Source organism: Mycolicibacterium fluoranthenivorans, from assembly GCF_011758805.1.
Lineage (GTDB): Bacteria > Actinomycetota > Actinomycetes > Mycobacteriales > Mycobacteriaceae > Mycobacterium > Mycobacterium fluoranthenivorans.
On the sequence record NZ_JAANOW010000001.1, the window covers coordinates 1059917 to 1081607 of the forward strand.

The window sequence follows — 21691 nt, forward strand, 5'->3', positions numbered from 1 at the left end:
CTCTCCGGCGATCATCGCAACTCAGCCAACACGGTTTCGCCGCCGATCGCACGCTGACCGATCTCGACGGCCACCTTGGCCGACTCGGGCAGGTACGTGTCCAGGCGCGAGCCGAACCGGATCAGCCCGTAGGTCTCACCGAGAGCGAGTTTGTCACCGGCACGGGCGCTGCACACGATGCGCCGCGCCAGCAGGCCGGCGATCTGTACCGCGACCACGTCGACTCCGTCCGGCGTGCGGATCAGCAGGCTGTTGCGTTCGTTGGCCTCGCTGGCGGTGTCCTTGTCCGCGGACTGGAACCGGCCGGGCCGGTGCTGCACGGCCACCACTTCACCGGCCGCGGGTGCGCGCTGCACGTGCGCGTCGAACAGCGACAGGAAGATGCTGATCCGCAGCATCGGGGTGGCGGGCAGGCCGAGTTCGGCAGGCGGCAACGCCTGGTCGATCAGCGTCACCCGGCCGTCGGCGGGCGCCACCACGACGCCGGGCCGGGTCGGGGGTACGCGGGAGGGGTGCCGGAAGAACAGCGCGGAGAAGCTCGCGGCGCTCAGCCCGGCGTTGCGCAGCCAGCGGCGGTGCCGGCCGAGTGCGGCGATTCCCAGCCCACCCGCGATGAACGGCAGGCCGGCCGGATGAACCGGAGGGACGGTGGAACGGACGAGTTCGGCGAAGCGTTGCGCTTCGGACGCGTTGTCGTCGGAGGGGCGGGCAGGTCTGGCCATGGCGGCTCCCGATTCTACGTGGACTCAGCCGGTTGACAGGTCCCAGACCAGAACCGGCGATCCGGCTGCCAGATGGTCGACATCTTCGGGAATGTTGAGCAGACAGTTCGACGACGCCAGCCAGCGCAGATGGTGTGAGGCGGGCGGCCCGTAGCCGGTGACGGTGGTTCCGGCGAGCACACCGCGACGGAACTGCCGCTTACCTCGCGGCGAGGTCAGGTCGTCGGTCAGGGTTGCGGTCACCCGTGGGCGGTCGGCCGGCAGGCCCATGGCCGCGCGCAGCGGGGCGCGGACGAACACTTCGAAGGAGACCAGCGAGCTCACCGGGTTGCCGGGCAGCGTGACGACGGGCGTGCCGGTACCGGATGCCGCAGGCAGCCCGGCTCCGGAAATCCGGCCGCTGCCCTGCGGCATCCCCGGCTGCATCGCCACCTTCACGAACTCGACTTCGTCGGCCAGCGCATCCTTGACCACCTCGTAGGCGCCCGCGCTGACGCCACCGGTGGTGATGATCAGATCGGCGTCGCCGGTGTGGGTGACCAGCGCATCCCGGAAGGCGTGCACATCGTCGCTCACCACGGGGGAGAAGAGCACCTCGCCGCCGGCGTCGCGGACGGCGGCGGCCAGCATCACGGCGTTGGATTCGTAGATCTGGCCGGGCAGCAGCGGGGTTCCCGGCGCCACCAGCTCCGAACCCGTCGACATCACCAGCACGCGCTGGCGGGGCAGCACCGTCAGCGCGCCGAAGCCCAGGGCGGCGGCCAGACCCAGCGCCGCCGGCGTGAGCACCTGGCCTCGGCGTAACACCGTGGTACCGGCGGCGACGTCCTCACCGGCGCGTCGGATGTGCTGGCCGTTCCGGACGGCGGTGCGGATGGCCACCGTGGTCGCGGTGGTCGAGAAGTCTGCGTCGGTGGCCTCCACCGGAACGACGGCGGTCGCCCCCGCGGGGAGCGGTGCACCGGTCATGATCCGTTGTGCGGTACCGGGTTTCAGTGCGCCGGTGTCGGTGCGTCCGGCCGGGATGTCGTCGGCGACCGGCAGCCGGACCGGATGTTCGGCGGTGGCGGCGGCGATATCGTCGGCGTACACCGCGAACCCGTCCATCGCCGAGTTGTCGAACCCCGGCAGGGGGAGCGGGGCCACCACGTCGGCGGCCAGCACCAGTCCGAGCGCATCGGCCAGCGGCACCGCGACCGGGTCGCGTGGCGCGATCAGACTCGCGACGACGCGTTGATGTTCCTCGACGGATCGCATCAGACCGGGAACGTCACGCCGGTCAGCTCTTCGGATACCGCCCACAGTCGGCGCTGCAGGTCCACGTCGTGGGACTGCGCCGAGGAGGTGACCAGTTCGGGGTAGCCGACCAGTCCGAACGAGGCGACCGGGAGGGACGGGCCGTAGTACTGGGCGCCACGTACGGCCGGGTCGGTGGCGGCGCGCAGGGTGGCCAGCGCGCCGACCGCGGGGCTGTTGGTGACCAGACCGGACAGCGTGCTGAATCCGGGCAGGCCGTTGCCCGGGGTGTGGCGCATCAACTCGGTGTTGGAGATACCCGGATGCGCGGCCACCGCGATGGTCGGGTTGTGGTGTGAGGAAAGCCGCCGTTGCAGCTCGTAGGTGAACAGCAGATTGGCCAGTTTGGACTGTCCGTAGGCGGCGACCCGGTTGTAGCTCCGTTCCCACTGCAGATCGTCGAAGTGGATGCCGGCCTGGATGCGGTGCGCGATGCTGGCGACCGCCACCACCCGCGAACGGGCAACCGGCAGAAGGCGATCCAGCAGCAGTCCGGTCAGTGCGAAGGCGCCCAGGTGGTTGGTGCCGAACTGCAGCTCGAAACCATCGGCGGTGGTCTGCTTGGGCGGGTACATCACCCCGGCGTTGTTGATCAGCAGGTCGATCTTCTCGAACCGGGTCCGCAGCTGTTCGGCGGCTTCCCGCACGGAGGCCAGCGAACCCAGGTCCAATTTCTGGACCGTCACATCGCCGGTGATCCTGGCTGCGGCGGCCTCACCTTTGGCGGTGTCGCGGACCGCGATGACCACGCGCGCGCCGCGGCCGGCGAGCACCCGGGCCGTCTCGAAACCGAGCCCGGTGTTGGCGCCGGTGACGATCGCGATCCTGCCGGTCTGGTCCGGAACATCTCTCTCGGTCCAGCGTTCTCCAAAAAGCGCGAGTGGCCCCATGACGCGCAACACTACTGGGCGGCCCGAGTTGCGCAGAAAGGTTGGCCGTTTACTGTCGGCACATGGCGATCGGTGGCGTGCTGTTCGATATCGACGGTGTCCTGGTGACATCGTGGCAACCGATTCCGGGTGCGGCTGCAGCGTTGCGCACCCTGTCCGAACACCAGATCGCCCGCAGCTACCTGACGAACACCACCACCCGTACCCGCACCCAGATCGCCGACCTGCTGAGCACCGCGGGAATGACCGTCGCGCCGGACGAGGTCGTGACATCGGCACTGCTCACCGCCGAATACGTGCGCGACCGGTATCCGGGGGCGCGATGCTTCCTGGTGAACAGTGGCGATATCGCCGAGGACATGGCGGGCGTGGACATCGTCTACTCGCACGAGTTCTCCGGTCCCACCGCACCGGAGACCCCGGATGTGGTGCTGCTCGGTGGAGCGGGGCCCGAGTACACCCACCTGACCTTGAGCTGGGTCTACGACTGGATGGCCCAGGGGGTGCCGGTGGTGGCGATGCACCGCAGCACCGCGTGGACCACCAGCCACGGCCTGCGGGTGGACACCGGGATGTATCTGATCGGGATGGAGGAGACGTCGGGGCGTAAGGCCACCGCCGTCGGTAAGCCCGCGCCGCAGGGTTTCCTGGCGGCCGCGAACCGGCTCGGGGTGGACCCCGAGGAGATGTACATGGTCGGTGACGACCTCAACAACGATGTGCTCGCCGCCCAGGTGGTCGGCATGACCGGGGTGCTGGTGCGCACCGGAAAGTTCCGGCAGGCCACCTTGGACCGTTGGGCCACAGACGAATTCGCGATGCAGCCGAACCACGTCATCGACTCGGTGGCCGATCTGCCGGCGCTGCTGGGGCTCTAGCCGCCGGCGACCTCGCGCTGCATCTCGCGCACCGCGTCGATGCGTTCCTGCAACTGCTCACGGGTGGCCGCGGCGACCGGCGGTCCGCCCCGGCGGCGGCGCAGCTCGTTGTGGATCCAGCCGTGCGGCCGGCCCGTGCGGTGGTGGAACGCCGACACCAGCACGTTGAGCTCGCGGCGCAGATCGCGCAGCTGGTTGTGGGTGGTGGGGGGCGGCACCGCGCCGGACGCCGTGCGCTTCTGCAGCTGCGCGTCCTGGCGGCGGTTCAGCAGGTCGCGCATCTGGGTGGTGTCGAGCAGGCCGGGGATACCGAGATAGTCGGCCTCCTCGTCGCTGCCCGCCGGAGTGGCGGTGCCGAAGGACGACCCCTCGAAGATCACCTGGTCCAGTTCGGCCTCGGCGCCGAGGTACTCGAACCCCCGGTCCATATCGGACTTCTCGTCCTTGCGCTTCTCGGCGTCGGCGAGCAGCTCGTCGTCGAGCCCGTCGGATTCCCGGTGCGGTTTGCCCAGCACGTGATTGCGCTGCGCCTCCATCTCCGAGGCCAGCTGCAGCAGGTTGGGTACCGAGGGCAGGAAGATGCTGGCCGTCTCGCCGGGCCGGCGGCTACGCACGAACCGGCCGATGGCCTGGGCGAAGAACAGCGGGGTGGACGCACTGGTGGCGTACACGCCGACGGCCAGGCGGGGCACGTCGACGCCCTCGGACACCATGCGGACCGCGACCATCCAGCGGCTGCTGGAGTCGGAGAACTGCGAGATCTTGTTCGAGGCCGTCGGGTCGTCGGACAACACGACGGTCGGTTCCTCACCGGTGAGGGTGGTGAGCAGTTTGGCGTAGGCGCGGGCCGCGGTCTGGTCGGAGGCGATGACCATGGCGCCGGCGTCCGGGACGTGCTGGCGCTTCTGCTGCAGCCGGGTGTCGGCGGCCGCGAGCACCGCGGGCATCCATTCGCCCGCCGGGTTGAGGGCGGTGCGCCAGGCGCGCGCGGTCTGCTCGGCGGTGAGCGGTTCGCCCAGGCGCGCGGCGTGTTCTTCGCCGGCGCTGTCACGCCAGCGGGCCTCACCGGAGTAGGCCATGAAGATCACCGGGCGGACCACGCCGTCGGCGAGTGCATCGGCGTAGCCGTAGACGTGGTCGGCCTGCGAGCGCTGGAATCCGGCGCCGTCGGTCTCGTAGTTGACGAATGGGATGGGGCTGTCATCGCTGCGGAACGGGGTACCGGTCAGGGCCAGCCGGTGGGTGGCGTCGCCGTACGCCTCGCGGATGCCGTCACCCCAGCTCTTCGCGTCTCCGCCGTGATGGATCTCGTCGAAGATGACGAGCGTCTTGTGGTTCTCGGTGCGCACCCGGTGCCGGGTGGGGTGGCTGGCCACCTGGGCGTAGGTGACCGCGATGCCGTGGTAGTCGCTGGAGGTGTGGCCGGCGGAGTTGCTGAATTTGGGGTCGATCGCGATGCCGAGCCGGGCCGCGGCCTGTGACCACTGGGTCTTGAGGTGTTCGGTGGGCACCACCACGACGACCTGCTCGACGGTGCGGTCGCTCAGCAACTCTCCGGCGATGCGCAGGGCGAAGGTGGTCTTGCCGGCGCCCGGGGTCGCGACAGCCAGGAAGTCCTTGGGCTTGGCAGACAGATACTTCACCAATGCCCGGCGTTGCCAGCCCCGCAAAGCCTGGGTGCTGGGTCCCCCGGCGCCGGAATTCGGCACTTCGTACGGCCGCACCCGAGACTCCTATCTGGTCGAAGGGCAGTCTAGGGCAAGGGGTTCCGGGTGCGCATACCCGCAGCACGTGTCGCGGGTGGGCGCGCCGGTCAGACGAAGAAGTTGTCGTTCTTGACGAACCATTCCGCGCGTTCGGCATCGGTCATGTCGGCGAGGGCGCCCATGTTCTCGAAGTAGTGCTCGCGGGGCGCGCCGGGAGCAAAGAGCATCAGCAGCGAGGCGGGCGCGTCGGCGGTGTTGCGGAAGCCGTGGATACCGCCCGGCGGTACATAGAGGAAGTCGTTGACCCCGGCGGTCGACCAGTCGGTGCCGTCGTGGATCTCCACTTCGCCGCCCAGCACGAAGAACGCCTCGCTCATGGCGCGGTGGTAATGCGGGGCGGGGCCGCCGCCGCGGGGGCTGATCTCGACCCGGTACAGGCCGTAGTCGCCGTCGGTCTGCTGTTGATTCGCCAGGTAGTGATACTTGACCAGACCGAAGGCGTCGTAGTCGGCGGGCTGGTCGCCGCGGCGCACCCAGGCGCTCACCTCGGGATCGTCCGCGGTGTAGCGGGGCGGCGGGTAGGGCGGCACGATCAGCGACATCCGGTTCACCCTACGTCGGCCGCACCCCAGCAAACCCACAGTTGCGCGACACAGTCCGTTCAGAGTCGGTGCCTAGCCTCCGGACAGGTGATGACCAGGCGGATGTTCCTGGCGGCCGGGTCCGCCACCGTCGTGGCCTGTGTGTCGGCGCCGCGGGCATCGGCCGCGCTGGACCCGGCGGCGGTGGTGGGACAGAACGGCCGGCGGGTGCCCACCCAGTGGGGGATGGCGCTGCCGGGGATCGCCACATCGTTCGTGCCGAACGGCCGGGAGCTCGCCCTGACCTTCGACGCCTGCCGGGGCGGCTGCGACGACGCCCTGCTGGACACCTTGAGGCGCAACCAGGTTCCCGCCGTGCTGTTCTTCAACGCCAAGTGGATCGACCAGCACCCCGACCGGGCCGCCGAGCTGGCCGCCGACCCGTTGTTCGAGATCGGCAACCACGGCACCAGGCATGTGCCGCTGTCGGTGACCGGCCGTTCCGCCTACGGCATCGCAGGCACCCGCTCGGCGGCCGAGGTGGTCGACGAGGTGTGGGCCAGCCATCAGAAGATCGCCGCGCTGACCGGAAAGCCCCCGACCTGGTTCCGGCCCGGCACGGCGCACTACGACGATGTCGCGGTGGCGATCGTGGCGGAACTCGGTGAGCGGCCGCTGGGGTTCACGGTCAACGGCGACGCCGGGGCGACGCTGCCGGCGGCGAAGGTGCGTGCCACCGTGCTGGGCGCCGCCCCGGGGGCGATCGTCATATCGCATATGAACCACCCGGAGGGCGGGACGGCCGCCGGGTATGCCGCCGCGATCCCGCAGTTACGCGCGGCCGGATGGGAGTTCGTCCCACTGCGTGACCGGGTGGTCCAGTGAATCGGGGTAGGTCACGCCGGTGAGCTCCTCGGATACCGCCCACAGCCGGCGCTGCGTCTCGACGTCATAGGAGTATTCGCTGGACGTCACCACCTTGGGGTGGCCCTTCTGTTCGGCGAAGCCGTCGGGCCCGTAGTACTGACCGCCCAGCGCGCCGGGATCGGTGGCGGCTCGCAGTGTCGGCAGCGCGCCCATCGCGGCTTCCTGGAACAGCACCCGTGCGACCGGGAGCGCCAGCTGTAAGGCGCGCGGCAGGTGTCGCGCGAGTTCGGTGTCGGAGCCGCCCGGGTGCGCGGCCAGCGCCGTGGTGCGCTGTCCGGACAACCGGCGCTGGAGCTCATAGGTGAACATCAGATTGGCCAGCTTGGACTGGCCGTACGCGACGAGCCGGTGGTAGTCGCGCTCCCACTGCAGATCCTCGAACCGGATGGCGCGGGCGAAGCGGTGCCCGATGCTGCTGACCGTCACCACGCGGGAACCGGGCACCGGCAGCAGCCGGTCGAGCAGCAGGCCGGTGAGGGCGAAGTGGCCGAGGTGATTGGTGCCGAACTGCAGCTCGAATCCGTCGGCGGTGGTCTGCTTGGGCGGGGTCATCACCCCGGCGTTGTTGATCAACAGGTCGATGGTGTCGTACGTGCTCTTGAGTTCGCCGGCGGCCTCCCGGACCGAGGCGAGCGAGCCGAGGTCCAGTCGCTGCACCACGACATCGCCGCCGATCCGCTCGGCAGCCGCCCGGCCCTTGTCGAGATCGCGGACGGCGAGTACGACGTGTGCCCCCTTGGCGGCGAGCGCCTTAGCGGTTTCGTACCCGAGGCCGGTGTTGGCCCCGGTGACGACGGCGGTGCGGCCGGTCTGATCGGGAATGTTGGCGGCGGTCCAGTTCGGCATGAGAAACTCCTTGAGAGGGTTAAGCGGAGTGTGTCCTCCGGTTGGTTCCGAATATACGGAACGCACGCCCCGCTTGTTTGTTCCCGGAGGTGGTGGCGATGCGCGCCGATGCGGCCCGTAACCGTGCGCGGGTGCTCGAGGTCGCCTACGAGACCTTCGCGGCCGACGGCCTCGGTGTGCCGATCGATGAGATCGCGCGCCGGGCCGGCGTCGGCGCAGGCACGGTCTACCGGCACTTCCCCGCCAAGGAGGACCTCTACCGGGCCGTGGTCGCCGAACGGATCCGCACCATCGTCGACGAGGCGCGAAGCCTGCTGGGCTCGGGGGATCCGGGCACCGGGTTGTTCGACTTCCTGCGGTCGATGGTGCTGCAGTGGGGTGCCGCCGACCGTGGGCTGGTGGACGCACTGGCCGGTGTGGGCATCGACATCAACTGTGTCGTCCCGGAATCCGAAGGGGAGTTCCTGGCGATCCTCGGCGAGCTGCTGGCCGCCGCGCAACGGGCCGGGTCCGTGCGGGCGGACGTCACCGTGCCCGAGGTGAAGGCGTTGCTGGTGGGTTGCCAGGCCATCCAGGCCTATAACCCCGCGGTTGCCGAACATGCCACCGACGTGGTGCTCGACGGGCTTCGCGCTCAGTGAAGCACCTTGCACTCGCCATGGTCGAGTGCTAAGAACGTAGTTGGCACTCTCGATACGTGAGTGCTAGGTCGGGACGGTGAGGCTAGGGAGCACACCCCAGCCGTCCGTCGCGGGCACTGCGCCCGACCAACAGACGTGCAATTCCCAACCGGAGGAATCACTTCGCAATGGCCAAGACAATTGCGTATGACGAAGAGGCCCGCCGCGGCCTCGAGCGGGGCCTCAACGCCCTCGCCGACGCCGTAAAGGTGACGCTCGGCCCCAAGGGTCGCAACGTCGTCCTGGAGAAGAAGTGGGGCGCCCCCACGATCACCAACGATGGTGTGTCCATCGCCAAGGAGATCGAGCTGGAGGACCCGTACGAGAAGATCGGCGCCGAGCTGGTCAAAGAGGTCGCCAAGAAGACCGATGACGTCGCGGGCGACGGCACCACCACCGCCACCGTGCTGGCCCAGGCCTTGGTTCGCGAAGGTCTGCGCAACGTCGCGGCCGGCGCCAACCCGCTCGGCCTGAAGCGCGGTATCGAGAAGGCTGTCGAGGCTGTCACCGCTCGCCTGCTCTCGACCGCCAAAGAGGTCGAGACCAAGGAGCAGATCGCTGCCACCGCGGGCATCTCCGCCGGTGACCAGTCGATCGGTGACCTGATCGCCGAGGCTCTGGACAAGGTCGGCAACGAGGGTGTCATCACCGTCGAGGAGTCCAACACCTTCGGTCTGCAGCTGGAGCTCACCGAGGGCATGCGCTTCGACAAGGGCTACATCTCGGGTTACTTCGTGACCGACGCGGAGCGTCAGGAAGCGGTCCTCGAGGATCCCTACATCCTGCTGGTCTCGGGCAAGGTGTCGACGGTCAAGGATCTGCTCCCGCTGCTGGAGAAGGTCATCCAGTCCGGCAAGCCGCTGCTGATCATCGCCGAGGACGTCGAGGGCGAGGCCCTGTCGACCCTGGTCGTGAACAAGATCCGTGGCACCTTCAAGTCCGTCGCCGTCAAGGCCCCGGGCTTCGGTGACCGCCGCAAGGCCATGCTGCAGGACATCGCCATCCTCACCGGTGGCCAGGTCATCAGCGAAGAGGTCGGCCTCTCGCTGGAGACCGCCGATGTCGCACTGCTGGGCACCGCCCGCAAGGTCGTCATCACCAAGGACGAGACCACCATCGTCGAGGGCTCGGGCGACTCCGACGCCATCGCCGGCCGGGTGGCCCAGATCCGCGCCGAGATCGAGAACAGCGACTCCGACTACGACCGCGAGAAGCTGCAGGAGCGCCTGGCCAAGCTGGCCGGCGGTGTTGCGGTGATCAAGGCCGGAGCTGCCACCGAGGTGGAGCTCAAGGAGCGCAAGCACCGCATCGAGGACGCCGTCCGCAACGCGAAGGCTGCCGTCGAAGAGGGCATCGTCGCCGGTGGTGGCGTGGCTCTGCTGCAGTCGGCTCCGGCGCTCGACGAGCTCAAGCTCGAGGGTGACGAGGCCACCGGTGCCAACATCGTGCGCGTCGCGCTGTCGGCCCCGCTGAAGCAGATCGCCTTCAACGGTGGTCTGGAGCCGGGCGTCGTCGCCGAGAAGGTGTCGAACCTGCCCGACGGTCACGGCCTGAACGCCGCGACCAACGTGTACGAGGACCTGCTGGCCGCCGGCGTTGCCGACCCGGTCAAGGTCACCCGCTCGGCGCTGCAGAACGCGGCGTCCATCGCGGCGCTGTTCCTCACCACCGAGGCCGTCGTCGCCGACAAGCCGGAGAAGGCCGCCGCACCTGCGGGCGACCCGACCGGTGGCATGGGCGGTATGGACTTCTAAGTCCTTTCACGAGAAAAGCCCCGGTGCGCTCTGCGCGCCGGGGCTTTTTCGTTATCCCCAGTGTGGGATTCATGCACAGGCAGTCGCCGATTCCGGTGCGCAGGACCCACACTCGTCGGGGTGCGCGGCGACTGTTCGCACATGCAACCGTTCATCGGCAGTGTCGAGATCCGCCGGGGTGCGCTCACCCGACGCGGGCTGGCGCGTGACCACGTCGCCCTCTACCGCGATGTGTACGTGCGGCGCGATATCGAGCTGACGGCCCGGATCAGGGCGCAGGCGGCCTGGTTGTCTTCGGGTGCCACTCTGGCGGGTGTCTCTGCCGCGGCGGTGCTCGGCACGAAGTGGCTCAACCCGAACATGCCTGCCGAGATCATCCGCGCGGACAGGCATGCGCAGGCGGGAATTGTCGTACACACCTGGCAGCTCGGCGAGCGAGAGACCTGTCGAGCGGGCGGAGCGGAGTGCACCACACCTGCGCGTACGGCGTTCGATCTGGGTCGGCGGTACGCCGCGCAGGTAGCTGTTCCGGTGCTCGATGCGTTGATGAACGCGACGGGCGTGACACGCGAAGAGGTGGCGGTCGTCATCGACGCCCATCCCGGGTTTCGCGGCGTGGCCAACGTGCGGGCCGTGCTGGATCTCGTGGACGGTGGTGCCGAGTCGCCGCAGGAGAGCAGGCTCCGGCTGCTTCTGGTCGAGGCGGGTCTGCCGCGTCCCGAAACCCAGATCGTGTTTCGCGATCTGCGAATCCGGGTCGACCTGGGGTGGCGCAGGTGGAAGGTGGCCGTCGAATACGACGGCGTCCAGCATTGGTCCGACGCCCGGCAACGCTCCTGGGATATCGACCGGATCGCGCTACTCGAGGATGCTGGTTGGTCGGTGGTGCGCGTCAGCGCCGAGATGATGGCACGTCCGGACGTCATCGCGGCGCGGGTCCGCGCGAAGCTGCGGGCGGCGGGGTGCCCGATCTGAGGAGTGAGTGTGGGTGCTGTGCACGCGAATTCGCATTACTGCGAACGCAGCACCCACACTCGCGCCGATTTCCCTAGATATCGGCCAACGGCGTCGGCTTGAGCGCCAGCGTGGCGGCCACACTGATCACCGCAGTGCCGGCCAGGTACGCGCACGCGATCCACGGTGCACCGCCCGCGGCACCGATCAGGGCGGTGAGGATCAGCGGGGTCAGGCCCGACGCGTACACCCCGGACAGCTGATACACCGTCGACAATCCGGTGTAGCGGATCCGGGCCGGGAACAAGGACGCGTACAGCGTTCCCTGCGCCCCGTAGAACAGGGCGTGGATGACCCCGAACACCACCAGCATGGCCACCGCGTACAGCGCGATGTCCTTGGTGCCGAACAAGGCGAACACCGGGAACACGGCCACCCCATAGGCCGCGATGCCGGTGGCGTAGACGCGTTTGGCGCCGTACCTGTCGGTCAGTAGCCCCGAGACCGGAAGCAACGCGGCCATCAACAGTGCGGCCACCGTGACCGACACCAGCACCGGCACCTTCTCCAGCTTCAGCGTGCCGGTGGCGTAGGAGATGGCGAAGACGCCCCAGGTGTTGAAGGCCGCGCCCTCGCCCCAACGCGACAGCATGCCCAGCACCGTCGAGCGCAGCACCGGCGGCTTGAACACCTCGCGCAGCGGCACGGCGGCGCGCTCGTCGCTGTCGCGCACCTTCTCGAAAGCCGGTGTCTCACTGGCGCGTAGCCGCACCACGACACCGAACACCACCAACGCGATGCTGAGCAGGAACGCGATGCGCCAACCGTAGGCCAGGAACGCCGCATCCGAGAGCGTGGCCTGCAGAACGGCGAACACCCCGGTTCCCAGCGCCAACCCGAGGGCCAGCCCGATCTGAGGCACGCTGCCGAACAGGCCCCGCTTCTGGGTAGGACTGTGCTCGACGGCCAGCAGCACCGCGCCGGCCCATTCACCGCCGAGTGCGAAACCCTGCACGATGCGCAACAACAGCAGCAGGATCGGCGCCGCGATACCGATCTGCGCCGCCGTGGGCAGCAGGCCCATCAGCGCGGTGGCCCCGCCCATCAGGAACATCGTCAGCGCGAGTGTCTTCTTGCGGCCGATGCGGTCCCCGACGTGGCCGAACACGAACCCGCCGATGGGACGCACCACGAAGCCGACCGCGAATGTCGCGAACGACAGCAGCGTGCCGACGAACGTCGTCTGGTCCGGGAAGAACGCATGGCTGAACACCAGGCTCGCCGCGGTGGCGTAGAGGAAGAAGTCGTACCACTCGATGGTGGTGCCGACCAGGCTCGCCCACAGGGCGGTGCGCGCCTGAGGAGAGAGGGTCCGGCCCTGGTCGCCGGGGGCCGGTGCGGTGACAGTCACGGAAATCAATCAACGCACATGGCTGTGGCGGGTGACCAGATTTGGACACAGCGTGATTCGAAATGGCGCCGCGGCTCACGAGGCGGCGCGCAGCCATATCTCCGTACAGGTCTTGCGTGCCTGTGTCAGGCGGGCGGGCGACACCCGGGAGGCTTGATAGAAATTGCGTTCGATCATCCAGCACAGTGCCTCGGCGATCGCCGACGACTGGTCGGGCCCCTTGCCGGCGGGCACGCCCATGTGCTCGAGGATGGCCGTGATCGCCCCGATGAAGATGTCGGCGGTCGCCTTCCACAGCTCATCGAGCTGCGGGATGGTGGCGGCAAGGTCGATCGCGGTGCGCATGACGACACCGTGTTCGCGCCACAGGTCCTCGGTCCGCCTCATGGCGGTGTCGATCGCCTGCGCCCCGCTGGCGGCGTCTTCGGTTGCGGCGCGCGACTTCTCGTGTAGTACCGCGACGGTGCGAGCGAACAGGGCGGTGATGACCTCTTGTTTCGAGCCGAAATAGAAGTAGAGCGCGCCTCTGGTGATGCCGGCACCTTCGGCGACGTCGGCGATCGTCATCGCGTCGTACCCGATGGTGCTCAGCAACTGTTCAGCCGCGTCCAGGATCGCGGCCTCACGGAGGTCGCCCTTGCGTGGTTCGCCGGATCGCCGCCTGGTCAACTGGCCACGATCTGGTGTCCGTCGGCGAAATCGGTGCTGCGCGACAACGAGTCCCAGGCCGCGATATCGGCGTCGACGGCGTCCCGTCCGGCACGCACCAGTCGCAGCGCGTCGGATCCCAGCACGAGATGGCGGGGCGGCTCGGCGGCATCGACGATGGTCAGCATGGCCGCGGCCGCCTTTGCCGGATCGCCGAGCTGATTGCCGCTGGCCTGTTGCCGCGCGCGGCGGATCGGCTCGAACACCGCGTCGTAATCGTCGACAGCGCGCTCGGCGCGGACCATCGACCGACCCGCCCAATCCGTCCGAAACGACCCGGGTTCGATTGCGGTCACGTGGATCCCGAACCCCGCGACCTCCTTGCCGATGCTCTCCAGCAGGCCTTCGAGTGCGTACTTGCTGGCGCAGTACGCCGAAAGTCCCGGCACCGTCATCAGCCCACCCATCGAGGTGACGGCCATGATGTGCCCGGCCCGGCGCTTGCGCATGTACGGCAGGACCGCCTGCACGGTGGCGGCAGCACCGAAGACGTTGGTCTCGAACTGCGCGCGCAGCTCCGACAGTGGCGTCTCCTCGAAGACACCCTCCAATCCGTAACCCGCGTTGGCGATCACGACATCGATCGGTCCGATCGACGCCTCCGCCTCCGCGACGGTGTCGACGACCGCCCCGTGGTCGGTGACATCGACGATCCGGCCATGCGCGCCAGGGTGCAGGCTCTCGAAAGCGGCCAGATCGGCGGACTTGCGTACCGTGCCGATCACGGTGTGTCCGGCGTCCAGCGCCCCTTGCGCAAACGCACGGCCGAGCCCGGTGCTGACTCCGGTGATGAAGAACGTCTTGGTCATGGCACCACGGTACGCGCTAATCGACACTGTGTCGATTATTGTATTCGTTGTGCAGATCAGGCGGGTGCGGGTTGCCGGCCGCGGATGAGCTTGCCCGGCAACGCATCGGTGGGCACACCCCGCTCGGCGATGATCTCACCGGACACGATCGTGGCGACGTAGCCTTCCGCGGTCTGGTCGAGGCGGCGCCCGCCGGCAGGCAGGTCGTAGGCCACCGTCGGCTTGTGCAACCGCAGTGCGCCGTGGTCGATGACGTTGAGGTCGGCCTTGTAGCCGACGGCGATGCGGCCGCGGTCGGCCAGCCCGGCCACCCGGGCCGGCACGGTGGTCAGCTCTCGCACCGCGTCCGCGACACTGAGTCGGCCGGTGGCCCGGTCGCGCGCCCAGTGCGTCAGCATGTAGGTGGGAAAGCTTGCGTCGCAGATCATTCCGTAATGCGCTCCGCCGTCGCCGAGGCCGAGCACCACATCGTCACGGCGCACCAGCTCCGCGACGGTGTCCAGCGAACCGTCGCGGAAGTTGGCCAGCGTGATCAGCAGCATGGCGTGGCCGTCATCGTCGAGCAGCCGGTCGTATGCCTCCTCGGCGGGAGTGACCCCGCGGGCGGCGGCGCGCGCGGCGATACTGTCCGACCGGCTCGGTTCGTAGTTCGGCGGGTCGCCCAGCGGGAAGATCCAGTCGAACGCCTGTACGGCGAACATCAACGGGTGGCCGTCGCTGGCCGGGGAGTCGTTCAGGATGCGTTCCCGCACTTCGGGTTTGTGCATCTCGGCGACACGTTCGGCCAGTGGCAGATGGGCGATCTCGCGATAGCTCGGATACGTGATGAACGGATTGCCGGACAACTCGAGCCCGATCACCAGGCCGATGGGGCGCGGGAAGATCTGCGCGGTGATCTCGCCGCCGTTCGCATTCGCCTTCTCCACCATGCGTAGCGCATCCAGATGCAGTGCCGGTCCGGCATTGCCGATCGCCAGCGTGAACGTGACGGGCAGGCCGACATCGGCCGCCACGTCGAACACCGATTGCAGCGCCTGTTCGTAGTCGGCGGCCAACAGGTCGGGCACGAACTGGATCAGTCCGCCGCCGGCGTCGTCCACACCGCGCGCGATGGCCTCGATCTCAGCCTGGGCCGCGTCATAACTCGGAATCGGCTGCCCGCTCTCGGTTTTGTGGATGGTCAGCCGCGACGAGGCGAAGCCGAGGGCACCCACGTGCACCGCCTCGGCCGCGAGCTTGCGCATCTGGGACAGGTCTTCTGCGGTGGCGGGTTCACGGTCGACGCCGCGCTGACCCATCACGTACACCCGCAGCGGGGAGTGCGGCAGGAACGCGGCGACGTCGATGTCCCGTTGTCGCGACGCCACCGCGTCGAGGAATTCCGGGAAGGTCTCCCAGGTCCACGGCAGGCCGTCGACCATCACCACGCCGGGGATGTCCTCGACACCGGCCATCACGTCCACCAGCGTCTCGTGGTCCGCGGGCCGGCAGGGCGCGAAACCGACCCCGCAGTTGCCCATCACGGCCGTGGTGACGCCGTGCGAAGAGGACGGGGTCATCCGGTCCGACCAGATGGCCTGCCCGTCGTAGTGGGTGTGCAGGTCGACGAATCCCGGGGTGACCAGCAGGCCGGTGGCGTCGATCTCCCGGGTGCCGCTGCCGGTGACGGACCCCACTGCGGTGATCACACCGCCGGTGACGGCGACATCGCCGCGGTACGGCTGCCCGCCCGATCCGTCGACGACGGTCCCGTTGCGGATCACGAGGTCGTGCAGATCCTCGTCGCTTCGCTTTGTCATACCTCGAACCTACGATGCCAGGATGATCGATCACCTGGGAATCAACTGTGCCGACTTCGCCAAGTCGCGGGAGTTCTACGACACCGTGCTGGGTGTCCTCGGCGTCACCCGGCAGATGGATGTCGAGGTGGCCATCGGCTACGGCCGCAACGGCAAACCCGATTTCTGGATCGCCGATATCAACGCCGGTGACGCCACTGGGCCCAACCGTGAGGTGCACGTGGCCTTCCAGGCCGCCGACGCCGAGGCCGTGCAGAAGTTCTACGACGCGGCCGTCGGCCTGGGCGCCGAATCGCTGCACGCGCCGCGGCTGTGGCCGGAGTACCACCCGGGTTACTTCGGTGCGTTCGTGCGCGACCCCGATGGCAACAACGTGGAAGCCGTGTTCCACGGGGCCTGACGGGAATCATTCCGCCGGGCGGCGGTTGGTACCGGGTATGAGCACACCGACCGTTGAAGCGCGCCTCACCACACCCTTCGGCTTCGACTCCACCGCGGCCGACGTGATCGCCGGGGTCGATCTGTCCGGTAAGACCGCGATCGTCACCGGCGCCTCGTCCGGCATCGGTGTGGAGACGGCGCGCGCCCTGGCCGGGGCCGGGGCCGCCGTCACCCTGGCGGTGCGAGACGCGGACGCCACCGAGCCCCTCGCCGAGGAGATCCGGCACAGCACGGGCAACGACGCCGTCTCGGTCTCGACGCTCGATCTGAGCCGGCCGGACAGTGTCGTGGCCTTCGCGACCGCCTGGACCGGGCCGTTGCACATCCTGGTCAACAACGCCGGGGTGATGGCCGTCCAGCACCTGACCCGCACCGAAGGTGGCCACGAGCTTCAGTTCGCCACCAACCACCTCGGGCATTTCGCGCTCGCGATCGGCCTGTACGACGCGCTGCGGCAGGCGGGCGGGGCGCGCATCGTCTCGGTGAGTTCGGCGGGGCATCTGCGTTCGCCGGTGGTGTTCGACGATATCGACTACGCGTTTCGCGAGTACGACCCGTTCGGCGCGTACGGGCAGAGCAAGACCGCGAACGTGCTGTTCGCCGTCGAAGCCAGCCGGCGCTGGGCCGGGGACGGGATCACCGCCAACGCGCTGATGCCCGGCGGGATCGCCACCGCACTGCAGCGGCACCTCCCGCTCGGCTACAACGACGAGGCCCGGGAGCAGTTCCGCCAGGCGGGCTCCCGGTTCAAGAGCGTCGAACAGGGCGCGGCCACCTCGGTGCTGCTGGCCGCCTCGCCGCTGCTCGACGGGGTCGGTGGCCGGTACTTCGAAAACTGCAATGAGGCCGTCGTCGTCGAGTCTCGCGACGGGGGGATCGGCGGAGTGGCGCCCTATGCGCTGGATCCGGAGAATGCCGAGCGGCTGTGGGACGTGTCGTTGGCGATGTTGTGATCGGAAGCCGTGATCGGCGTTGTCGTCGGTGGGCGCGGGTAGCGTCGGGACCGTGGCCGAATCCGATATCACCGCCGCCCGTGAACTGCTGAGAGACTCCTTCACCCGACTCATCGAGCATGTCGATGAGCTGACGGGCGACCTCACCGAGGAGCTGTCCTCGTGGCGCCCGACGCCCGAAGCCAACAGCATCGCCTGGCTCATCTGGCACAGTGCGCGCTGCCAGGATCTGCAGCTGTGCGATATCGCCGGTGCCGAGCAGGTGTGGGCACGCGACGGATGGCGTGAGCGGTTCGCGCTCGACCTGCCGGCCAACGACATCGGCTACGGGCATACGCCCGACGAGGTCGGCAAGGTGCAGGCGCCCACCGCACTGCTGGCGGGCTACTACCACGCGGTGCACAAGGTCACCCTCGAGTACATCGCCTCGGTCACCGATGAGGAGCTGGCCCGCATCGTCGACGAGCGCTGGACCCCGCCGGTCACCGCGAGCGCGCGGTTGGTCAGCATCATCGACGACTGCGCCCAGCACCTCGGGCAGGCGGCGTATGTGCGAGGTATCGCGCCGCCAAGTTGACAGGTGTCAACCCCGGTGCGAGCTACGTCACACGTGCGGTTTAGCATGGCTCTATGACTGCCACTGCAGACCGTTCTGATATCGCGACCATCGTCAGTCCCGCCACGGGTGCCGTGGCCGGCGAGGTGCGCTGGACCGCTCCCGCTGACGTCCCGCGGATCGCTGCCGGGCTCCGCGAGGCGCAGCGCGAATGGGAGGCCCGGGGCGCGAAAGGCCGCGCCAAGGTGCTGGCCCGCTATGCCGTCTGGCTGGGCGACCACCGTGACGAGATCGAGAAGCTGCTGATCGCCGAGACCGGCAAGTCGGCAACGGACGCCGCTCAGGAGGTGCCGCTGCTGATCATGATCCTGTCGTACTACATCAAGGCGGTGGAGAAGGCGATGGCGCCGGAGACCCGGCCCGCCCCGCTGCCCTTCCTGTCGATCAAGAAGATCGAGGTGCACTATCGGCCCCGGGCGGTCGTCGGCATCATCGCCCCGTGGAACTACCCGGTGGCCAACGCCTTGATGGACGCCATCGGCGCGCTCGCCGCCGGCTGCTCGGTACTGCTCAAACCGTCCGAGCGCACCCCGCTGACCGCCGAGGTGCTGCTGCGCGGCTGGTTGGATTGCGGGGCTCCGGAAGTATTGGCCCTGGCCCAGGGTGCGCGGGAGGTGTCCGAGGCCGTCATCGACAATTCCGACTACCTCCAGTTCACCGGCTCCAGCGCCACCGGCGTCAAGGTCATGGAGCGGGCCGCGCGCCGGCTCACGCCGGTCAGCCTGGAACTCGGCGGGAAAGACCCGATGCTGGTCCTGGAGGATGCCGATATCGAGTTGGCGGCCAACGCCGCGGTCTGGGGCGCGATGTTCAACGCGGGTCAGACCTGCGTGTCGGTCGAGCGGGTGTACGTCCTGGAGCCGGCCTACGACCAGTTCGTCGCGGCCGTGGTGAAGGCGGTCGAGAACCTGAAGGTGGGTGCGGGTGAGGGCTATGACTTCGGCGCGCTGATCGACGAGTCGCAGGTCGCGGTGACCGCGCGCCACGTCGATGACGCCCTGGCCAAGGGCGCGAAGGCGCTGACCGGTGGTAAGCGCACCGAAGGTGCGGGCAGCTTCTACCCGCCGACCGTGCTGGTCGACGTCGACCACTCGATGGCGTGTATGACCGAGGAGACCTTCGGTCCGACGCTGCCCATCATGAAGGTGTCCTCGGTGGGTGAGGCGGTCCGACTGGCCAACGACAGCCCCTACGGGCTGAGCGCGGTGGTGTTCTCCAAGGATGTGGACCGGGCCAAGGATGTTGCGCTGCAACTGGATTGCGGTGCCGTCAACATCAACGACGTCATCTCCAACCTGATGTGCACGACGGCCCCGATGGGCGGCTGGAAGACCTCGGGGATCGGTGCGCGGTTCGGCGGTGTCGACGGGGTGCGCAAGTTCTGCCGGCAGGAGACGGTGGTGGCGCCGCGGCTGAGCGTGGGTGCCGGCGGCAACTACTACAACAATTCGCTCAAGGCGCTGGCCCGGATGAACAAGATGATGACCAAGCTGGCGCTGGCGCGTCCGAAGCGCGAGGCCAAGTAGCTCACCTTCTGTTCACCTGGGCGACACCGGCTGGTACGTCCGGCTCGATAACTTCGTCCGGTGACTGTGGACCTGTCCTGCTACGCCGTCCGTGACGATGACGACGACGATCCCGAATTGTTGCTGATGCCCGGTGGCGATGTCGTCGACACCTGGCGTGAGGGCTACCCGTACGACGAGCGGATGAAGCGCAGCGAGTACGAGGAGCAGAAGCGGCTGCTGCAGATCGAACTGCTCAAGCTGCAGAAGTGGAGCCAGGCCAACGGCCTTCGGCACGTCATCGTGTTCGAGGGTCGCGACGCCGCAGGCAAGGGTGGCACCATCAAGCGGTTCATGGAGCACCTCAACCCCCGCGGCGCCCGGGTGGTGGCACTGGAGAAGCCGACCGAGAAGGAACGCACCCAGTGGTATTTCCAGCGCTACGTCAATCATCTGCCTGCAGCCGGTGAGATCGTGCTGTTCGACCGGTCCTGGTACAACCGGGCCGGGGTAGAACGGGTGATGGGCTACTGCACGCCCAAGCAGCACGCCGAGTTCATCCGGCAGGCCCCGCTGTTCGAGCAGATGCTGGCCAACGACGGCATCAGCCTGACCAAGCTGTGGTTCTCGGTGACCCAGAACGAACAGCGCACCAGGTTCACCATCCGTCAGGTCGATCCGGTCCGCCAGTGGAAACTCTCGCCCACCGACTTGGCATCGCTGGACAAATGGGACGGCTACACGGCGGCCAAAGAAGACATGTTCGCCTGGACCGACACCGAGATCGCGCCGTGGACCGTCGTGAAAAGCAACGACAAGAAACGCGCCAGGATCAACGCGATGCGCTACGTCCTGGGTAAGTTCAACTACGACAACAAGGACCATGAGGTGGTCGGCCAGGCCGACCCGTTGATCGTGGGGCGCGCACTCAGCGACTAGCGCTGATGAGGCGTCCCTCGTGAGGAGGACGCCGTGCGGTTTCTGCTGGCGGCCTTGCTGTGGCTGATCACCACGGCGCTGCTGGTGGTGACGGTGCCGGCGTTGTGGGCGCAGCACACGATCGTGGACCGGGACGGGTACACGGCGTTTGCCGCGGCGGCGGCCAAGGATCCGGCGCTGCAACAGGCGATGGCGTCGGAACTGGGCAGCCAGCTCAAGAATCTGGCCAGCGGTACCGGCTACGACGTGGGAACCGACGTGCTCAGTCGCGGTGCCGGCATCTACACCGCCAGCTCGGCGTTCCCCGGCCAGTTCGCCCAGGTCAACGGCCTCGCGCATGACTGGTTGTTCACCGACCGGGTTTCGCGTTCGGATGCGACGGGCCGGTGGGTGGTCGACATATCGCCGATGTTGGCGGACAGCTCCTTCCGCGAGACGCTGACCTCGTTCGGTATCGCGCCGCCCTCGAAGCTGGAAGTGCCGCTCACCGAACAGGTGTCGGAGCATCTGCGGCCCGGGCAGTTGCGGCTGGTCGCGGTATGGGGCCCGTGGGCGAGTGTCGGGGCGGCGGTGCTGACCGGCGTATTCGCCCTGTTGACGCTGGCGGCGGCCCGCGCGCGTGGCAAAGCCTTTGCTGCACTGGGGATTTCGGCCCTGCTGGTGGGTGCTGCGGGATGGGTGGGTATCGAGATCGGCCGGCGCTACGTCGATGACGCGCTGAACCACACCTCCGGGGATGTGCACGCGATCGCCGATGTGATGGTCGACCACGCGGTGGGCAGTATGCACATGTGGCTCAACCTCACGCTGACCGTCGGTGGCGGCCTGGTGATCATCGGGGTGATCGTGGCGCTGCTGAGTGGATTGGGTTCACGGCGTGATGAGGTGTGACCGGTCCGAGCGCCGTTCCTGCGCCAATCGTTCTTGATTGACCCAGTTCTGGGTGAGCCCCAGCGCGATGAGAACGTCTGCGGCGGTGATGAACAGGCCGATGAAGTACATCCACTTCATGCCGGGATCCCGCGGGACGGTGAAGAAGATGACCAGAAAGATCGGCCCGACGATGCCGAAGACGAACGTCATGCCCTGAAACACCAGATAGCGGCGGAGCACGGTGAGCGGTGTCATCGGCGTCAGCATAACGGCGCGACGGGCCAGGTGTCCCGACAGCCGATTGGCTGTCGGCGGACTGAGGCAAAGCGCCGCCCGGCGGTACGCACGGCTATTTGCTGGGAAGAATCTGCTGTTCGGTTCCCCGTAGCCGGCAAATCCGGAA

22 protein-coding genes are annotated in these 21691 nt (G+C 68.2%); 11 read left to right on the forward strand and 11 right to left on the reverse strand.

Annotated features, from left to right (window positions below):
• Positions 1-11: 11 nt before the first annotated feature.
• Genes FHU31_RS05210 through FHU31_RS05220 form a run of 3 tightly spaced genes read right to left on the reverse strand, consistent with a single transcriptional unit; the run spans position 12 to position 2908 of the window.
• The gene (locus FHU31_RS05210; protein ID WP_167156476.1) at positions 12-722 is read right to left on the reverse strand and encodes a phosphatidylserine decarboxylase; all 711 of its coding nucleotides are present in this window, start codon (positions 720-722) and stop codon (positions 12-14) included.
• 24 nt (positions 723-746) lie between these two features.
• Positions 747-1979 carry a molybdopterin molybdotransferase MoeA gene (gene moeA, locus FHU31_RS05215; RefSeq protein WP_167156477.1) on the reverse strand — a complete coding sequence of 411 codons (1233 nt, stop codon included), beginning with the start codon at positions 1977-1979 and terminating at the stop codon, positions 747-749.
• Complete coding sequence (locus tag FHU31_RS05220) at positions 1979-2908, reverse strand: SDR family NAD(P)-dependent oxidoreductase (protein WP_167156479.1); 930 nt, start codon at positions 2906-2908, stop codon at positions 1979-1981. The genes moeA and FHU31_RS05220 overlap by 1 nt, the downstream gene beginning before the upstream one ends.
• Before the next feature lie 62 nt (positions 2909-2970).
• On the opposite strand from FHU31_RS05220, the gene FHU31_RS05225 reads away from it, so the two are divergent.
• On the forward strand, positions 2971-3786 hold the full coding sequence (locus tag FHU31_RS05225) for an HAD-IIA family hydrolase (RefSeq protein ID WP_167156481.1): 816 nt from the start codon (positions 2971-2973) through the stop codon (positions 3784-3786).
• Here FHU31_RS05225 and FHU31_RS05230 read toward each other — a convergent pair.
• Entirely contained in the window at positions 3783-5510 is a 1728-nt protein-coding gene (locus tag FHU31_RS05230; protein ID WP_235632896.1) for a DEAD/DEAH box helicase, read from the reverse strand. The genes FHU31_RS05225 and FHU31_RS05230 overlap by 4 nt on opposite strands.
• Positions 5511-5599: 89 nt before the next feature.
• The gene (locus FHU31_RS05235; RefSeq protein ID WP_167156483.1) at positions 5600-6094 is read right to left on the reverse strand and encodes a cupin domain-containing protein; all 495 of its coding nucleotides are present in this window, start codon (positions 6092-6094) and stop codon (positions 5600-5602) included.
• A 90-nt stretch (positions 6095-6184) separates the two neighbouring features.
• Between FHU31_RS05235 and FHU31_RS05240 the strand changes: the two genes are divergently transcribed.
• Positions 6185-6958: a polysaccharide deacetylase family protein gene (locus FHU31_RS05240; RefSeq protein ID WP_167160654.1), complete on the forward strand. Its 774-nt coding sequence runs from the start codon at positions 6185-6187 to the stop codon at positions 6956-6958.
• Here FHU31_RS05240 and FHU31_RS05245 read toward each other — a convergent pair.
• Positions 6905-7846 (reverse strand): SDR family NAD(P)-dependent oxidoreductase, encoded by a 942-nt coding sequence (locus FHU31_RS05245; RefSeq protein WP_167156485.1) that lies wholly within the window; start codon positions 7844-7846, stop codon positions 6905-6907. The genes FHU31_RS05240 and FHU31_RS05245 overlap by 54 nt on opposite strands.
• Before the next feature lie 98 nt (positions 7847-7944).
• Between FHU31_RS05245 and FHU31_RS05250 the strand changes: the two genes are divergently transcribed.
• The 3 genes from FHU31_RS05250 (at position 7945) to FHU31_RS05260 (ending at position 11255) form a co-directional block, all read left to right on the forward strand.
• Positions 7945-8487 carry a TetR/AcrR family transcriptional regulator gene (locus FHU31_RS05250; RefSeq protein WP_167156487.1) on the forward strand — a complete coding sequence of 181 codons (543 nt, stop codon included), beginning with the start codon at positions 7945-7947 and terminating at the stop codon, positions 8485-8487.
• A 167-nt stretch (positions 8488-8654) separates the two neighbouring features.
• Positions 8655-10280 (forward strand): chaperonin GroEL, encoded by a 1626-nt coding sequence (gene groL / locus FHU31_RS05255; RefSeq protein WP_090358955.1) that lies wholly within the window; start codon positions 8655-8657, stop codon positions 10278-10280.
• 141 nt (positions 10281-10421) lie between these two features.
• Positions 10422-11255 carry an endonuclease domain-containing protein gene (locus tag FHU31_RS05260; protein ID WP_167156489.1) on the forward strand — a complete coding sequence of 278 codons (834 nt, stop codon included), beginning with the start codon at positions 10422-10424 and terminating at the stop codon, positions 11253-11255.
• A 73-nt stretch (positions 11256-11328) separates the two neighbouring features.
• On the opposite strand, the gene FHU31_RS05265 is transcribed toward FHU31_RS05260, so the two are convergent.
• The 4 genes from FHU31_RS05265 to FHU31_RS05280 all read right to left on the reverse strand — a co-directional run bounded on the left by FHU31_RS05265 (position 11329) and on the right by FHU31_RS05280 (position 15961).
• The gene (locus FHU31_RS05265; RefSeq protein WP_090360458.1) at positions 11329-12645 is read right to left on the reverse strand and encodes an MFS transporter; all 1317 of its coding nucleotides are present in this window, start codon (positions 12643-12645) and stop codon (positions 11329-11331) included.
• A 75-nt stretch (positions 12646-12720) separates the two neighbouring features.
• Positions 12721-13314, reverse strand: coding sequence for a TetR/AcrR family transcriptional regulator (locus tag FHU31_RS05270; RefSeq protein WP_167156491.1), 594 nt, complete (start codon positions 13312-13314; stop codon positions 12721-12723).
• Positions 13311-14162, reverse strand: coding sequence for an oxidoreductase (locus tag FHU31_RS05275; protein ID WP_167156493.1), 852 nt, complete (start codon positions 14160-14162; stop codon positions 13311-13313). The genes FHU31_RS05270 and FHU31_RS05275 overlap by 4 nt, the downstream gene beginning before the upstream one ends.
• A 56-nt stretch (positions 14163-14218) precedes the next feature.
• Positions 14219-15961, reverse strand: coding sequence for an N-acyl-D-amino-acid deacylase family protein (locus tag FHU31_RS05280; RefSeq protein WP_167156495.1), 1743 nt, complete (start codon positions 15959-15961; stop codon positions 14219-14221).
• 22 nt (positions 15962-15983) lie between these two features.
• Between FHU31_RS05280 and FHU31_RS05285 the strand changes: the two genes are divergently transcribed.
• Genes FHU31_RS05285 through FHU31_RS05310 form a run of 6 tightly spaced genes read left to right on the forward strand, consistent with a single transcriptional unit; the run spans position 15984 to position 21306 of the window.
• A complete protein-coding gene (locus FHU31_RS05285) occupies positions 15984-16361 on the forward strand; it encodes a VOC family protein (RefSeq protein WP_090360447.1) in 378 nt (125 codons plus the stop codon).
• 37 nt (positions 16362-16398) lie between these two features.
• A complete protein-coding gene (locus FHU31_RS05290; protein WP_167156497.1) occupies positions 16399-17355 on the forward strand; it encodes an SDR family NAD(P)-dependent oxidoreductase in 957 nt (318 codons plus the stop codon).
• A 52-nt stretch (positions 17356-17407) separates the two neighbouring features.
• The gene (locus FHU31_RS05295) at positions 17408-17932 is read left to right on the forward strand and encodes a mycothiol transferase (RefSeq protein WP_167156499.1); all 525 of its coding nucleotides are present in this window, start codon (positions 17408-17410) and stop codon (positions 17930-17932) included.
• Positions 17933-17985: 53 nt separating this feature from the next.
• On the forward strand, positions 17986-19497 hold the full coding sequence (locus tag FHU31_RS05300) for an aldehyde dehydrogenase family protein (RefSeq protein ID WP_167156501.1): 1512 nt from the start codon (positions 17986-17988) through the stop codon (positions 19495-19497).
• Positions 19498-19557: 60 nt separating this feature from the next.
• Positions 19558-20415: a polyphosphate kinase 2 gene (gene ppk2 / locus FHU31_RS05305; protein ID WP_090360436.1), complete on the forward strand. Its 858-nt coding sequence runs from the start codon at positions 19558-19560 to the stop codon at positions 20413-20415.
• A gap of 33 nt (positions 20416-20448) precedes the next feature.
• Positions 20449-21306 carry a hypothetical protein gene (locus tag FHU31_RS05310; protein ID WP_167156503.1) on the forward strand — a complete coding sequence of 286 codons (858 nt, stop codon included), beginning with the start codon at positions 20449-20451 and terminating at the stop codon, positions 21304-21306.
• Here the strand turns inward: FHU31_RS05310 and FHU31_RS05315 are convergent.
• Entirely contained in the window at positions 21286-21543 is a 258-nt protein-coding gene (locus FHU31_RS05315; RefSeq protein ID WP_167156505.1) for a hypothetical protein, read from the reverse strand. The two genes, FHU31_RS05310 and FHU31_RS05315, sit on opposite strands and share 21 nt — an antisense overlap.
• Positions 21544-21691: the final 148 nt, after the last annotated feature.